Genomic DNA, 15,100 nt, shown 5'->3' with positions numbered 1-15,100 from the left:
ATCAGGTCCGGGAGTACAGGTTCAGCGTTTCACTGCCGTTGGCTTGTTCATCTCAGCCCGCTTGCTCAGCAAATCGAACACCGCCGGATACGCCGGCCGTTCGACATACCGCCCGGCACCACGCTCGGCCCGCAAATCACCATCGGCCCACACCACTCGGCCCTGGCTGACGGTGTGGCTCGGCACGCCGCGCACGGTCTTGCCTTCGAAGATGTTGAAGTCGACCTGCTGATGGTGAGTCTTGGCTGAAATCGTCCGTGTACCTTCCGGGTCCCACAGCACCAGATCGGCATCGGCACCTACACGGATCGCCCCTTTGCGCGGATAGAGGTTGAAGATCTTCGCGGTGTTGGTGGAGGTGAGGGCAACGAAGTGCTGCATCGACAAGCGCCCGCTGTTCACCCCTTCATCCCAGAGCACGGCCATGCGATCTTCGATACCGGCGGTGCCGTTGGGGATCTTGCTGAAGTCGTCACGACCGGCAGCTTTTTGCTCGGCGCAGAAGCAGCAGTGGTCGGTGGCGGTGGTGTGCAGGTTGCCTGCTTGCAGGCCATGCCAAAGGGCTTCCTGATGGCCGCGAGGACGGAAGGGCGGGCTCATCACGTAACCGGCGGCGGTCTGCCAGTCCGGGTGTTGGTAAACGCTGTCGTCCAGCAGCAGATGCCCGGCCAGCACTTCGCCGTAAACCGGTTGGCCCTTGGCGCGGGCATAGGTGATTTCGTCGAGGGCTTCCTTGGTCGAGACATGGACCAGGTACAGCGGCGTGCCGAGGGTTTCGGCGATGCGGATCGCCCGACTCGCAGCTTCGCCTTCCACCTGCGAAGGCCGCGACAGCGGATGCGCTTCCGGCCCGGTGATGCCCTGGGCCATCAACTTGCGTTGCAGGTGATAGACCAGCTCGCCGTTTTCCGCGTGCACGGTGGGCACTGCGCCCAATTCCAGACAACGCTCGAAACTCGCCACCAGCGTATCGTCAGCGGCCATGATCGCGTTCTTGTAGGCCATGAAATGCTTGAAGCTGTTGACTCCGTGATGGTTGACCAGCTCGGCCATTTCCTCGCGAACCTGTTCGCTCCACCAGGTGATGGCGACGTGAAAGCCGTAGTCCGACGCAGACTTCTCCGCCCAGCCGCGCCATTGATGAAACGCCTCCATCAACGATTGCTGCGGGTTGGGAATCACGAAGTCGATGATCGAGGTGGTGCCGCCGGCAAGCCCCGCCGCAGTACCGCTGAAGAAATCTTCGCTGGCCACGGTGCCCATGAAGGGCAGCTGCATGTGCGTGTGCGGATCGATGCCACCGGGCATCAGGTATTGGCCGCTGCCGTCGAGCACTTGCGCATCGGCGGGAACATCGAGGTTTTCACCAATGGCTTTGATCACGCCGTCGGCGCAATAGACGTCGGCGCGATAACTTTCATCATGGGTAATAACGGTGGCGCCACGGATCAACAGAGACATTCCGAGTTCCTCGCAGGCATTGACCGACTGATGCCGGTTCTAAATGTTTTATAGGAAGCAGACGCCAATCGGTGTATTCCTGTCAGCGCTGTCAAGAATAGACGCTAGCTGCAGTTAGCGGATTGAGCAAGAATATTTTTTATAAGCTTATTACTGTTTTAACTAATTGATAAATAACGATAAAAATTGAAAATCACCAAAATGGTGAGAGCTCTCACCATTTTGACGCACTTGACAGGTTAGAAATATGGTCAAGATTTTCTATGTGAAATCAGCCGCTTGAGGATGGTCTATGGTTGATGCGCAACCTTGCAAAAAAGATCGACGCACCAGATTGAGTCCTGACTGTTCGGACAACTTGCCTGGCATTCGGCCTGAGTGGCATGGCAACTCACCGCGGATTCAATAGTTGGATAAATAAAGCTGATTAAGATCAGTTGGTTAGCGAAATTTTATGGCACTGCCCGATGCGTAAGCGGGGCACCCGGCACGTTTATTGATGCCGCCGCTGACACCTTGGCCGGGCCATAAAAGTTGTCAGTTTCTCCGGCCATCGTCCGGCTTGCGCACTCGCGCCAGCCCCTGATGAGCAAAAATAATCAAAAGAACAGTGGAGCGGCCATGCAACAGATCAGATCGCAAGTGACCGAGCGCGACGGCTTGTTTGAGCTCGAAGCCGGCAGCGACGTCCTCGACAGTCCCCGTTACAACCACGACATGGCACCGACCAAGGTGCGCGAACGAACCTGGAACAAATGGCACATCACCGCGCTGTGGGTGGGCATGGCGATCTGCGTACCGACCTACACCCTCGGCGGCGTGCTCACTGCCTATTTCGGCCTGACCGTCGGCGAAGCGTTGCTGGCGATTCTGTTCGCCAACATCATCGTGCTGATCCCGCTGACCCTGAACGCCTTTCCCGGCACCAAATACGGCATCCCGTTTCCGGTGTTGCTGCGCTCATCCTTCGGCATCCTCGGTTCGAACATTCCGTGCCTGATCCGTGCCTTGGTGGCGTGTGGCTGGTTTGGCATCCAGACCATGTTCGGCGGGCTGGCGATTCACCTGTTTCTCGGGTCGGTGTTCGATGACTGGAAAGCCCTCGGCGGCACCGGTGAAGTGATCGGCTTCATGGTGTTCTGGGCCTTGAACCTGTGGGTGGTGATTCGCGGCGCGGACTCGATCAAATGGCTGGAAACCCTCTCGGCACCGTTGTTGGTGCTGGTGGGCGTGGGGCTGCTGGTGTGGGCGATGCCGAACGTATCGATGACCGAATTGATGGCGATCCCGGCCAAGCGTCCTGAAGGGGCCAGCGTGGTCAGTTACTTTGCCGCCGGGCTGACCGCCATGGTCGGGTTCTGGGCCACTTTGTCGCTGAATATTCCGGACTTCAGTCGCTACGCAAAAAGCCAGAAGGATCAGATCGTCGGGCAGATTATCGGCTTGCCCCTGACCATGTTCCTGTTCGCTTCCCTCGGCGTGGTGATGACGGCCGCTTCGGTAAAACTGGTGGGCGTCACTGTCTCTGATCCGGTCACGTTGATCGGTCATATCCAGAGCCCGGTCTGGGTCGCCCTGGCCATGGCGCTGATCATCATCGCCACGTTGTCCACCAACACCGCGGCCAACATCGTGTCGCCGACCAACGACTTCCAGAACGTTGCGCCCAAGATCATTAACCGCACCAAAGCGGTGATTCTCACGGGGTTGGTCGGCTTGGCGCTGATGGCCCATGAACTGTTGAAGAAGCTCGGGTTGATCGTCTCGGATTTAAGCCTGGAGACGGTGTATTCCAACTGGTTGCTGGGCTATTCGAGCCTGCTGGGGCCGATCGCCGGGATCATGGTGGTGGACTATTTCCTGATCAAGAAACAGCAACTGGACCTGGCCGGCCTCTACCGCGATGACGTTTATCCGGCGTGGAACTGGTTCGGTTTTATCGCGTTTGGTGTGCCGGTGGTGTTGACACTGTTGTCGCTGGGCAGCGATGCGTTCAGCTGGTTCTACAGCTACGGCTGGTTTACCGGCTCGGCCCTTGGTGGGCTGATTTATTACGGGTTGAGTGTGATGCGGCCGAGTCCTACTGCCGTGAAATCGGCTGTTTGATCATTCCCACGCTCTGCGTGGGAATGTAGCCCGGGACGCTCCGCGTCCCAGAAGCGGACGCAGAGCGTCCATGGATGAACTCCCACGCAGAGCGTGGGAACTATCAGAAGAAAAACTGAGGAGATCATCATGAACGCTGCCGTAGACGTTCTGCAGTCCACCCATCAGCACATCAACCGCGACCGTCTGTGGCAGTCGCTCATGGAGCTGGCCAAGCTCGGCGCCACGGTCAAGGGCGGCGTCTGCCGGCTGGCCCTGACCGACCTCGATCGCCAGGCCCGGGACATTTTCGTGAACTGGTGCGAGGAGGCCGGCTGCACCGTCAGCATCGACGCGGTCGGCAACATCTTCGCCCGTCGGCCCGGCCGCAATCCGAACCTGCCGCCGGTGATGACCGGCAGCCACATCGACACCCAGCCCACCGGCGGCAAGTTCGACGGCTGCTTCGGCGTGCTGGCCGGGGTCGAAGTGCTGCGCACCCTCAATGACCTGGGCGTGGAAACCGAAGCGCCGCTGGAAGTGGTGGTCTGGACCAACGAAGAAGGTTCGCGCTTCGCCCCGTGCATGATGGGATCCGGCGTATTCGCGGAAAAATTCACCCTCGAAGAAACCCTGGCCAAGGTCGATGCCGAGGGCGTGACCGTCGGCGAAGCCCTGAACGCCATTGGTTACGCCGGGCCGCGCAAAGTCAGCGGCCATGCCGTCGGTGCGTATTTCGAGGCGCACATCGAGCAAGGCCCGATTCTTGAGGACGAGCGCAAAACCATCGGCGTGGTCATGGGCGCCCTCGGGCAGAAATGGTTCGACCTGAAACTGCGCGGCGTCGAAGCCCATGCCGGCCCGACGCCGATGCACCTGCGCAAGGACGCTCTGGTCGGCGCCTCGGTGATCGTCGGCGCGGTCAATCGCGCCGCCCTCGGCCATCAACCCCACGCCTGCGGTACAGTCGGCTGCCTGCAAGCCTACCCGGGTTCGCGCAACGTGATTCCCGGCGAAGTGCGCATGACCCTGGACTTCCGTCATCTGGAACCGACGCGACTCGATTCAATGATCGCCGAAGTCCGCGAAGTCATCGAAACCACCTGCGAGGAACACGGCCTGACCTTCGAACTGACACCCACCGCTGACTTCCCGCCGCTGTACTTCGACAAGGGCTGCGTCGAAGCGGTACGCGGCGCCGCTCATGGGCTTGGTCTGTCGCACATGGACATCGTCAGCGGGGCAGGGCACGACGCAATCTTCCTCGCCGAACTCGGCCCGGCCGGGATGATCTTCGTGCCCTGCGAAGGCGGCATCAGCCACAACGAAATCGAAAACGCCGCGCCGGATGATCTGGCAGCCGGCTGTGCGGTGTTGTTGCGGGCGATGCTGGCGGCTTCGGATGCGATTGCCAGTGGCAAGCAAGCGGCTTGAGGCATCGGTTGTTCGATGGCCTCATTGTGTTGGCGGGATGCTCAGCGGCGGGTTTGCAGCGCTTTGAATATCAGCATCCCCGCCAGCATGGCGATGACAAACACCCAGGCCTGCCAGTGGCCCGTCGGTAGCAACACCAGCGCTGGGCCGGGGCAGATGCCGGCAATGCCCCAACCGACTCCGAAGAGCAGGCTGCCACCGATCAGGCGCCGATCCAGCTCACGGCTGATCGGCAACTGCATGGGGGCCCCCAGCAAAGACGTCGGTTGTTTGATGGCCCAATGAAACGGTCCCCAAGCCACGGCAATGGCCCCGATCATGACCAGCGCCAGGGAGGGATCCCACACACCGGTAATGTCCAAAAAACCCAGCACTTTGGCCGGGTTTGCCATGCCTGCCAGCAACAGGCCGATGCCGAACAGCAGGCCAGCGAGGAACGCGGTCAGTTTGCGCATGTTCAATACCCCAGCAGGTGGCGCAGGACGAACACCGTCACGAAGCCGGCGAACATGAAGCTTAAGGTGGCGGCAATGGAGCGCGGTGACAGGCGCGAGATACCGCACACGCCGTGGCCACTGGTGCATCCGGAGCCATAACGAGTGCCGACGCCGACACACAATCCGGCGACGATCAGGCCCACGGTACCGGTTTTGAATTCGATGGCCGGCCACACATGAAACAACGCCCACAACAACGGCGCCGCCAATAGTCCGAGCAGGAACAGGGTTTTTTCGCCCCGCCCCGAATCATGACGCTCAAGCAGGCTGCCTAACAGTCCGCTGATCCCGGCAACCCGTCCGTTGGCCACCACCATGACGCTGGCGGACAGACCGATCAGTGCACCTCCGGCCAAAGCGGACCATGGGGTGAAGTGAAGCGAATCAAGCATCATGGCAACTCTCCAGACGGGCAAGGAGCGGGCACTAAACCACTCTTTTCTGTTTGAGCATAGGGCTGCTTTTTGGGTACCCGCGTCACAAAGCCGAATCCTCAATCGTCATCCTGTTGACCCCCTCAAATTGCAGAGCCAAAAGGTGCAAATGCTCCATTGGCGGTGGTGCAAATTCATGTGTTGGGCAGGGCGTGTTTTTTTAGGCTGTCAGGGTGCGATACGAGACTTTGGCCCGGTATCGCGTCCTCTTCGATGCAGCTAAAGGAACAGCCACATGGGTAGCGAACAGATCAGGCACGCGGTCGATCGTGCGTCGCGGTCAAGGTGGGCCGGATGATTTATCTGGCGCAATTGCGAATGCAACTGGAGCGAAGCTTTTCGCTGTTGAGCTGTGAGTGTGCGCTCACAGGGGATAATTCGTTGAGGTCTATCCGGTGTTTTCTGGCATTGGTGGGTGTCTGGGCTATAAGGAATGCGAGGGTATTTCTTTTCTGTGACCGGTCCGCAGGTTCGCGGTGTGGTTTGTGTCGCGGAAAATGTCGATTACTTACCGTGGGTCAGCCTATGAACAGTCTTGGGAAATGTGCTTTTTCGCCACTGTCGCTCGCACTCTGTGTGGCGATTCTGGGAGGTTGCGCCAGTCCGCCGCCTCCACCGCCCGCTGCGCCGCCACCGACACCGGTTCGTACCTGTTCGACCACCGAAAGTACCGATGTGCAGGGTGATATGAGGGCTGAGGGGCAGGTGACCCGGACCACGACCCTGACCCGTTGCGTCACTCAGTAAGCCGGGTCAGGTGTACCGGCGCGATGTGCGACCGGCGGGTGTGGCTTGAGTAGCAGGTCAGACTTCCTCGATCCTGACCCACCGCGACTCGCGTGCCGCCAAACGAATCGCCGTCGCCAGGCGTTCGACTTCCCACGCCTGCTCGAAATCCGTTCCGTCCTGACCGAGGCCGGCCAGCGCCATTACCAACTCATGCACTTCCAGGGTCTTGAGTTCGTTGTAACCCAACTGGTGCCCCGGCGCCGGACTGAAGGCGGCGTAACCCGGCAAGTCCGGCCCCGCCAACAACCGTTGGAAGCCGCCTTGCCCCGTGCGATACAGCCGCAGTTCATTCAAGCGTTCCTGATCGAACGCCAGGGTGCCCTGGGTGCCGCTGATTTCAAAACTCAGGTGATTCTTGTAACCGTGTTTGAGCCAACTGCTGCTGAATGTCCCGCGCGCGCCGTTGGCGAACCGCAGCAACGCGTGGACCTGATCGTCGACCGCGACCTCGCGTCGTTCCTGACCGCCCAACGTAACGGGGCGTTGCCCGTGCACGGTCTGGGTGTCCGCGCACACCGCCTCGACATCGCCCAGCAGATGACGGGCCATGGCCAGCAAGTGACTGCCCAGGTCTGCCAAGGCACCGCCGGCGTAATCGGCGTCGCAGCGCCAGGACCAGGGTGATAGGGGATCGGCCATGAAGTCTTCGCTGAACTCGCCCTGGAAATTGATGATCTGCCCCAACGCTCCGTTTTGAATCAAATCCCGAGCCAGGCCGATGATCGGGTTGTGCTGGTAGTTGTAACCGACCCGCGTCACCACGCCGGCAGCTTTGGCGGCAAGGCGCATGGCACTGGCTTGTTCGAGGCTCACGGCCAGCGGTTTTTCGCAGTACACCGGTTTGCCGGCGGCGAGGGCGGCCATGGCCATGGGATAGTGCAGGTGATTGGGGGTGGTGATGGCGATCAGGTTGACCTTGGGGTCATTGATCAGCTGTTGCCAGTCGCTGTGCGCGGCATCGAAGCCCCAGCTCTCGGCGCAGTGGCGGGCGCGCTGCGGATCGGCGTCAGCGAGGGCGGTGAGTTTGAGCTTCAGTGGTAATTCAAAAACAGCGCTGACGTTGCGAAAGGCCAAGGCGTGGGCGCGGCCCATGAAACCTGTGCCGATGAGTCCGATACCGAGTTCGCGCATAGCCGGGGTCCTTTGGGTTTTTATATTCAGGAGGGCTACTTATGGAATAAATATTCCCAATATGCAAATAGTGGAATAAATATTCTCGTGCTGGATCCGATAGAAGCGTCGGAAATGGTGTGCACACATGGGAAACAAAAAAGGCAGCCTTAGGCTGCCTTCGGTTTATTCGCAGAACCGGATCAGGACAAGAACCCGCCATCCACATTCAGCGAAACCCCGGTCGTGTAGCTCGACGCATCACTCGCCAGATACAACACCGCACCGGCCATTTCACTCGGGTCCGCCACACGCTTGAGCGGAATCTGCTGCAGCGCGGTTTTCAGAATGGCGTCGTTCTTCACCAGCGCCGAAGCGAATTTGGTATCGGTCAGACCCGGCAGCAGGGCGTTGCAGCGAATGCCGAATTGCGCGCACTCCTTGGCGAAGACTTTGGTCATGTTGATCACCGCTGCCTTGGTCACCGAGTAGATGCCCTGAAAGATCCCCGGCGAGATGCCGTTGATCGAGGCGACGTTGATGATGCTGCCGCCACCGTGTTCGCGCATCAGCTTGCCGGCTTCCACCGACATGAAGAAATAGCCGCGAATGTTCACGTCGACGGTTTTCTGGAAGGCGCTGAGGTCGGTGTCCAGCACGTTGCAGAACTGTGGGTTGGTCGCGGCGTTGTTGACCAGAATGTCCAGGCGCCCGAACTGTTCGCGGATACCGGCGAAGACCTGGGTGATCTGCTCCATTTCACCGATGTGGCAGGCGATGGCGGTGGCCTTGCCGCCGGCGGCGATGATCGCGTCGGCGACGTGCTGGCAACCGTCGAGCTTGCGGCTCGAAACGATCACATGGGCACCTTGCTGCGCCAGCAGTTTGGCGATGGCTTCACCGATACCGCGGCTGGCGCCGGAGACGAAAGCGATCTTGCCGTCGAGGTCGAACAACTGAGTCTTGGACATGATTTTTCCTTGTTTTTGGGCCCGATCAGCGGCCGTGATCAGAGGCTGGATTTCGAGATGACTTGCAGGCTCATCTGCTCCAGCAGTTTGTTCATGTGAATGAACTGCGCGAAGCGTTTGTCCTGGGTCTGACCATGGAAGAAGCGGTAGTAGATCTGCTGCACGATGCCGGCCAGACGGAACAGGCCGTAGGCGTAGTAAAAGTCGAAATTGTCGATCTGGATGCCGGAGCGTTCGGCGTAGTAATCGACGAATTCGCGGCGGGTCAGCATGCCGGGGGCGTGGCTTGGCTGGCGGCGCATCAGTTGCACCGGCGCCGGGTCATTGGCCTCGATCCAGTAGGCGAGGGTGTTGCCCAGGTCCATCAGCGGATCGCCGAGGGTGGTCAGCTCCCAATCCAGCACGCCGATGATTTGCATCGGGTTGTCGGGGTCGAGGATCACGTTGTCGAAGCGGTAATCGTTGTGGACGATGCTCGACGTCGGGTGATCGGCCGGCATCTTGTCGTTGAGCCAGGCCTTCACCGCTTCCCACTTCGGCGCATCCGGGGTCAGGGCTTTTTCGTAGCGCTCGCTCCAGCCTTTGATTTGCCGCGCAACATAACCTTCGGGTTTGCCGAGGTCACCCAGGCCATAGGCCTTGTAGTCGACCCGATGCAATTCCACGAACTTGTCGATGAAGCTTTTGCACAGGGCTTCGGTCTTCGCTGAATCAAGCCCCAGTTCCGGCGGCAGTTCGGCGCGCAGGATGATGCCCTTGACCCGTTCCATCACATAGAACTCGGCGCCGATTACTGACTCATCGGTGCAGTGCACGTAGGCTTTGGGGCAATAGGGAAAGCCGTCCCGAAGCTGATTGAGGATGCGAAATTCACGGCCCATGTCATGGGCGGACTTGGCCTTGTGGCCGAACGGTGGCCGACGCAGGACGAACTCCTGTTCGGGGTATTCCAGCAGGTAAGTCAGGTTCGACGCACCGCCCGGAAACTGGCTGATCACAGGCAAGCCACTCAGGCCCGGAATGTGCGCCTTGAGGTACGGATCGATCAGGCTGGCATCGAGTTCTTCGCCGGTGCGGATACGGGTGGACTGGTCAGTAAGCGCCATGCTTATCCCTTCTGCTTATTTTGGAGGCCAGACATCATTGGCTAATCTAATGGCGCGCCGGGGTGGCCACAAGCGCGGCACGGTCTTATAGGTTAGCGTGTTGCCGGATAATCAGCGTTCCTGATGTGCGCGAACAGGCTCGGCGGACTATGGTTCAGGGAGCACCGCTTCCAGGAAGGAGATTCGACATGGGCTGTCCGCAAGTTTGCTCCACCGCGACCCTGCAATGCAGTTTCGGCGCGGCGCCGGCGGTACTCAACGTGCTGCCGGTGAACCGCACGATGACCGGGGGGATGCCGGCGGCGAACATCATGGACCACATTCCGCTGGTGAACGTCATGCCGTTCGGCACGTGCATGAGCATGGCCAACCCGATGGTCGCCGCGGCTACCGCTGCAGCACTTGGCGTACTGACGCCGATGCCGTGCATTCCCGCCACCGCCACCCCCTGGATCCCCGGCGGTGCGCCGACCCTGCTGCTGGGCGGCATGCCGGCCATCGATGCCAACAGCACCCTGATGTGCAACTGGGCCGGGGTGATCAAGATTGTGATGCCGGGACAAATGCAGATGCTGATTCCCTGATTCACACGATCAAACTGTGGGAGTGGGCTGCTCGCGAAGGCGGTATGTTGGGCGACATTGATGCTGGATGTGAGGGCCTCATCGCGGGCAAGCCCGCTCCCACAGGGGATCTCCTGTGAATGCAGTATGTGTGAACAACAGTGATCACTGTGGGAGCGGGCTTGCCCGCGATGGGGGCATCTCAGCCAAAACAAGGCTTCAGGCTTGGGCAGGCTCGCTCCAGCGCCTGAACCACCAGCGCACCCTCGAAATCGGCTTGCCCTCGGCGTCCAGTGGTCGCCCATCGGCGGCGAAGCCCTGTTCCGGTTCGAGCAATTGGCCGTTGAGATAACGGGCCTCGACGGCGGGTTTGCCATTGGGATGAAAGCGCTGATACCGGCCCTCGCGCACACCATCGCGGTAGAACTCGGCTTCGGCCAGTTGGCCGTCGGGAAAGTAATTGAACGCCTCGCCATGCAGCAGCCCTCGGCGGTAAGTCGCCTTGCGCTGCAGCCCGCCTTCGGGGGCATAGAAACTGGCGATCCCTTGCAGCTTGTCACGGACAAACGGTAGCTGCGCCGAGACCTTGCCATTGGGGTGGTAGAGCAGAGTGGTGCCTTGCAGTTCGCCCTGGCTGTAGTGCAAATCAGCCTGCGCGCGTCCGTCATCCTTGATGTGCAGCGCACCGTCGAGCTGGCCATCGAGCAAGCGACCTTTGAGCTGTTTATCGTTCTGCTGCAAGTCCAGCGGGGTGATGCCCATGGGTTCTCCTTGTCAGTTGACCTGCACCAGACCACCCTTGATGGTCAGCATGCCGCCGCCATCCACGGTCTGCGAAGCGGCGCCCTTGTTGGTCAGGCTGATTCCGGCATCGTTGGTCATCGTCGTGCCGGCCTTGTTTTCCAGCGAGGTGCCAGCCTGATTGCTCAGGGACGTGCCGGCCTTCTGGCTGATCGAAGTACTGGCCTCGGCCGCCAGATCGGCGCCGCTCTTGATCGTGAAACTGCCGCCGCTTTGCAGGGTCAGGGTGCCGGTCACCTTGATGGTCAGGTTGCCGTCCACCGTCAGGCTGTAATCACCGGTGACCTTGTGTGTGTAATTTCCCCCAGTGCTATGGGTCTGGTCAGCGCCCACGGTTACCGTACGACTGTCCTTCACATCGAGATTGTCGCTGCCCGTCTGGATGGTCACGCTGCGTTTGCCTTTCTCCAGCGTGACGGTCTCGTCGCCTTCTTTCACCGTGCGGGTGCGGGCATTTTGTACGGTGAGGGTTTCGTCATGACCGACGGTGGCGGTGGTGTCGTTGAGCACGTTGATCTTCAGATCCTTTTGCGCCTGCAAAAACACTTCTTCGGCATCCTTCTTGTCCTCGAAGCGCAACTCGTTGAAACCCCCTCCGCCCTTGGACGATTGGGTCTTGATCCCCGACTGGGTCTGATTCGCCGGCAGCGCATAGGGCAGGGCGTTGTCACCGTTGTAGACGCAACCGGTCACCAACGGTCGATCCGGGTCGCCGTCGATAAAGGTCACGATGACTTCCTGGCCGATGCGCGGGACGAACTGCATACCAAAACCCTTGCCGCTCCAGGGCAACACCACCCGGACCCAGCAGGAACTGGCTTCGTCGTTCTTGCCGTCGCGATCCCAGGGGAACTGCAACTTGATCCGGCCGTATTCGTCGGTCCAGATTTCTTCGCCCGACTTGCCAACGACAATAGCTGTCTGTGTGTGCATTCGCGGCTTTGGCGTGGTTCGTTGCGGGCGGAACGGCGTGGCTTTGGGGATCGCTTCGAAGCGATTGCGATAACTGTCATGGCTGGCTTCGTGAGTGACCGCCGTCACCACCCAATCGATATTCAACGTTGAATCATCGTGCCCGGCGAGGGTGAACCAGTGCCCCGGCACCAGCCAGCGGCAGTCGCTCTCACCGACAAAGCGCTTCTCTTGACTGCGCAATCCGTCGACCCGCTGCTTGGTCAGCGCATCGCCCCGGGCCTTGGCGTTGTACCCACCCGGATGCTCGTACATCGAGCGTGGTCCGGCCACCGCTTCGGCCTGACCGTACAGCGAAGTGGACGGGGTGGTGAACTCGTAATCCGTCGCCCGATAGACACCGGCCACCGCTTGCACGCAGACCTGCCCGGAGCGAATGCCGTGCAGTTCACGCTCGCCCAACTGCTGGCCAAGATAATTCACCTTCGGCCCGTTGGGGATCTGCACAAACGCATCGTTACTGTCACCCAACACCAGCGTGTGCTTACCGCTCTCATGAGTGAAAAACCAGAAAATCCCGTCTTCCTCCAGCAACCGCGAAACGAAAACGAAATCGGTTTCACCGTACTGCACGCAGTATTCGCGCGGGGTGTAACTGCCGCTGAGCTTCAGCAGGAAATCGGTAAAACCGTGAGCCTTGAAAATCGTGGTGACGATGTCCGAGGTACTGAGGTTCTGGAACACGCGGTTGTTGCTGGCCAGGGTCAGCCACCAGAGCCATGGCTTTAGAACAAGCTGATAGCGCTCGGCAGTGGCGTCGGCGGGGAGTTGGCGAATTTCGGCGACCAGTGAGTCCATTGGGCGGGTCAGGGCGTCGTTGTGCAGGGTGGTGGTGACATGCGTAGCGACGGCTGTGGTCAGGGTGAGGGAGGCGCCGTCGTTGAGGCCGTTGAGGGTTTGCGTGCCCAGCGCATTGAGGGTTTCTTCGCCGGACAGCGACTCAGGGTAAAGCGCCGACAGCGAAGCGGCGGTGAGGGAGAGGCTGGTGTTGCTGTCGGTGGTGCGGGGCATTGAATGGCCTCAGGTGGTCAATGAGTCAGCGTCGTCGTTAAAAGACTGCCCCTTCTATTGCATCTTGTTTCAAGCAAGTGACTTGCTTGCCCGGCATTCATGCCAACACTATTCCCTTGCTGCGCCAGTACATTTTCCACTCCGCTGTAGTGGTTACATATCCAACACAGTTGGCGACATGCTGTTCGGGGCCCCATATCTTGTCGAAGTGCAACAATTGCGCATCAAGGTCATGGTTCAATTCGACCAGTTTTTTATAGATCGCATCAGCGCAGCGGATAATAGTCGTTACTTGTGGATCGCTAAGCCCCCGTACGCTCTCGGGGCGGGTCCTTAAATATACAATCAACGCCACGGCCAGGTTAGCGGCAAAGGGTGAAAGGTCTGTCGTCTGAGCAATATAAACAGCCAGTTGTGTACGATTGCTGGTGTTGAAGTTGATGTCCCATTCGAAGTCGATGTGATGGGTGGAGGATTGGTAGGCATCCGGGTTCGCTGAGCCTCTAGGCAGTTCTCCGTCACTGGTCGTTAATCGGGGCGTAAAATACGTGCGCGTTCTTCCTCCCCTCACGGGTGTTGCCGGTACGAATTCGTTCAGTGCTTCAACGCCTGCCATGACCATGGCAATCCCCTCTGTGGGCCTGGCCGCAGCGGGAAGGGTATTGCTGATGTCTTTGTAGTTGGCCAGTGCGGCAATGGTTCGGCTGGCGTCGCCTTGTAGTTGTAGAGCGCTTCCGGTAAACCCGGCGGCACTGCTCATAGCCGACCCAATGACCATTAATGAGCGATCTGTAGTTCCGATCGCCAATAATGAGGGTACTGAACTGATGGCAAGGTTTCTGTCGTAAAAGGCCACGAGGTTCGCGGCAAGCTCAGGCGCCAGTACACCTCTCACCCCTTGCCTGAGTGTGTGCTCGGCACCCAGGGCATAGATCAGAAGATCGACAAGTGTAATAACTACATGCCCATCCGATCGCTCGAAGACCAGTCGCAGCTTGGTCGAACTTTCCACTCGTTCTATGCGCATCAACTTGTAAACACATCGAACGCCTGCGAAATGCTCCTGCACCGTGTTGTTCCTGTCGCCCGCCGGGAACGCTTCGCTGAACCTGGCCTCTGTGTTCCAGGCGGTGTCGCCACGTCCTGGGCGAGTGAACCAGCAAATCACATTCATTCTTCGTATATCGGCCAGCTCTACAGCCCAGGCCGCAGTCGCAGATCCACCGTATATCGCAACGGTAGTTTTTTCCGGTGAGAGACTGAGCGGCGTTGCCCAATCCGGGGACATGAAATCATTGCCTTTGATCACGCAATTGCCGAAGCCTCTGATGTCTTCTTCCGACAGATTTCCCGCTTCGGTAGCGAGTGGTCGGGCCGGGCCGGGCCCCGGCGCGAAGATGACGTTGTCGCAGACAATGGTTCCGCCGATTTCGCCTTCGACATGAGTGGTCAGCAAATACTTTGAGCCTTCTTTGGTAATTCGAGAGATATATGAATCAGGTAGCTGGGCGCAAGAATGGCGGGTCAGGTAGTGTTGTATGGTTTGCGAAAATTGTCCTGCGGTCAGGAAACTTCGCTCTGAAAGTTGAGCAGAGGTAAATCCTCGGTCTTCCCGACCGTGACCGAGCAGGTTCCCGGTCAGCAGTTGCCTGGGTTGTCCCATGGCGTGATCGTGACTCATTTTTTGCCAGAGATCGGCGCCGCCCACCACGCCAACGGCACCTAATGTCTGATTCACAGATTTTAGATACTGTTTGACAGACAGGAGATAGGCGGCTGACGAAATACCTGTGCCGATAACGATGGTGATTGGCATGCTGGGCTCCTTCGGTAATTCAGATTGATCTGCTTTTCAAATATTCAGTT

The 15,100-nt window shown here is 59.3% G+C and carries 12 protein-coding genes; 3 read left to right on the top strand and 9 right to left on the bottom strand.

Annotation, left to right across the window (positions count from 1 at the left end):
• Positions 1-21 precede the first annotated feature (21 nt).
• The gene (gene hydA / locus LOY38_RS16330) at positions 22-1,461 is read right to left on the bottom strand and encodes a dihydropyrimidinase (RefSeq protein WP_258696120.1); all 1,440 of its coding nucleotides are present in this window, start codon (positions 1,459-1,461) and stop codon (positions 22-24) included.
• A gap of 621 nt (positions 1,462-2,082) precedes the next feature.
• Between hydA and LOY38_RS16325 the strand changes: the two genes are divergently transcribed.
• Together LOY38_RS16325 and LOY38_RS16320 are read left to right on the top strand one after the other, a co-directional pair.
• Entirely contained in the window at positions 2,083-3,567 is a 1,485-nt protein-coding gene (locus tag LOY38_RS16325; protein ID WP_258696119.1) for an NCS1 family nucleobase:cation symporter-1, read from the top strand.
• A gap of 129 nt (positions 3,568-3,696) precedes the next feature.
• A complete protein-coding gene (locus tag LOY38_RS16320) occupies positions 3,697-4,980 on the top strand; it encodes a Zn-dependent hydrolase (protein WP_258696118.1) in 1,284 nt (427 codons plus the stop codon).
• Between the two features lie 41 nt (positions 4,981-5,021).
• On the opposite strand, the gene LOY38_RS16315 is transcribed toward LOY38_RS16320, so the two are convergent.
• The 5 genes from LOY38_RS16315 to LOY38_RS16295 all read right to left on the bottom strand — a co-directional run bounded on the left by LOY38_RS16315 (position 5,022) and on the right by LOY38_RS16295 (position 9,887).
• Positions 5,022-5,435, bottom strand: a complete 414-nt coding sequence (locus LOY38_RS16315) for a DUF6691 family protein (protein ID WP_258696117.1) — start codon at positions 5,433-5,435, stop codon at positions 5,022-5,024.
• 2 nt (positions 5,436-5,437) lie between these two features.
• Entirely contained in the window at positions 5,438-5,872 is a 435-nt protein-coding gene (locus LOY38_RS16310) for a YeeE/YedE family protein (RefSeq protein WP_408980521.1), read from the bottom strand.
• Positions 5,873-6,715: 843 nt separating this feature from the next.
• Positions 6,716-7,831, bottom strand: coding sequence for a Gfo/Idh/MocA family protein (locus LOY38_RS16305; protein ID WP_258696115.1), 1,116 nt, complete (start codon positions 7,829-7,831; stop codon positions 6,716-6,718).
• Positions 7,832-8,013: 182 nt separating this feature from the next.
• On the bottom strand, positions 8,014-8,781 hold the full coding sequence (locus tag LOY38_RS16300; protein WP_030130434.1) for an SDR family oxidoreductase: 768 nt from the start codon (positions 8,779-8,781) through the stop codon (positions 8,014-8,016).
• A 38-nt stretch (positions 8,782-8,819) separates the two neighbouring features.
• Entirely contained in the window at positions 8,820-9,887 is a 1,068-nt protein-coding gene (locus LOY38_RS16295; RefSeq protein ID WP_258696114.1) for a phosphotransferase family protein, read from the bottom strand.
• 188 nt (positions 9,888-10,075) lie between these two features.
• Here LOY38_RS16295 and LOY38_RS16290 point away from each other — a divergent pair, with 188 nt between their 5' ends.
• Positions 10,076-10,471 (top strand): DUF4280 domain-containing protein, encoded by a 396-nt coding sequence (locus tag LOY38_RS16290; RefSeq protein ID WP_258696113.1) that lies wholly within the window; start codon positions 10,076-10,078, stop codon positions 10,469-10,471.
• A gap of 198 nt (positions 10,472-10,669) precedes the next feature.
• Here the strand turns inward: LOY38_RS16290 and LOY38_RS16285 are convergent, their stop codons facing one another.
• The 3 genes from LOY38_RS16285 to LOY38_RS16275 form a co-directional block, all read right to left on the bottom strand.
• Complete coding sequence (locus tag LOY38_RS16285) at positions 10,670-11,212, bottom strand: toxin-antitoxin system YwqK family antitoxin (protein ID WP_258696112.1); 543 nt, start codon at positions 11,210-11,212, stop codon at positions 10,670-10,672.
• 12 nt (positions 11,213-11,224) lie between these two features.
• Complete coding sequence (gene tssI, locus LOY38_RS16280) at positions 11,225-13,234, bottom strand: type VI secretion system tip protein VgrG (RefSeq protein WP_258696111.1); 2,010 nt, start codon at positions 13,232-13,234, stop codon at positions 11,225-11,227.
• Positions 13,235-13,331: 97 nt separating this feature from the next.
• Positions 13,332-15,050: a hypothetical protein gene (locus tag LOY38_RS16275; protein ID WP_258696110.1), complete on the bottom strand. Its 1,719-nt coding sequence runs from the start codon at positions 15,048-15,050 to the stop codon at positions 13,332-13,334.
• Between the last annotated feature and the right edge of the window lie 50 nt (positions 15,051-15,100).

This window comes from Pseudomonas sp. B21-015 (assembly GCF_024749285.1).
Lineage (GTDB): Bacteria > Pseudomonadota > Gammaproteobacteria > Pseudomonadales > Pseudomonadaceae > Aquipseudomonas.
This window is presented reverse-complemented; position numbering and strand designations above follow the sequence as displayed.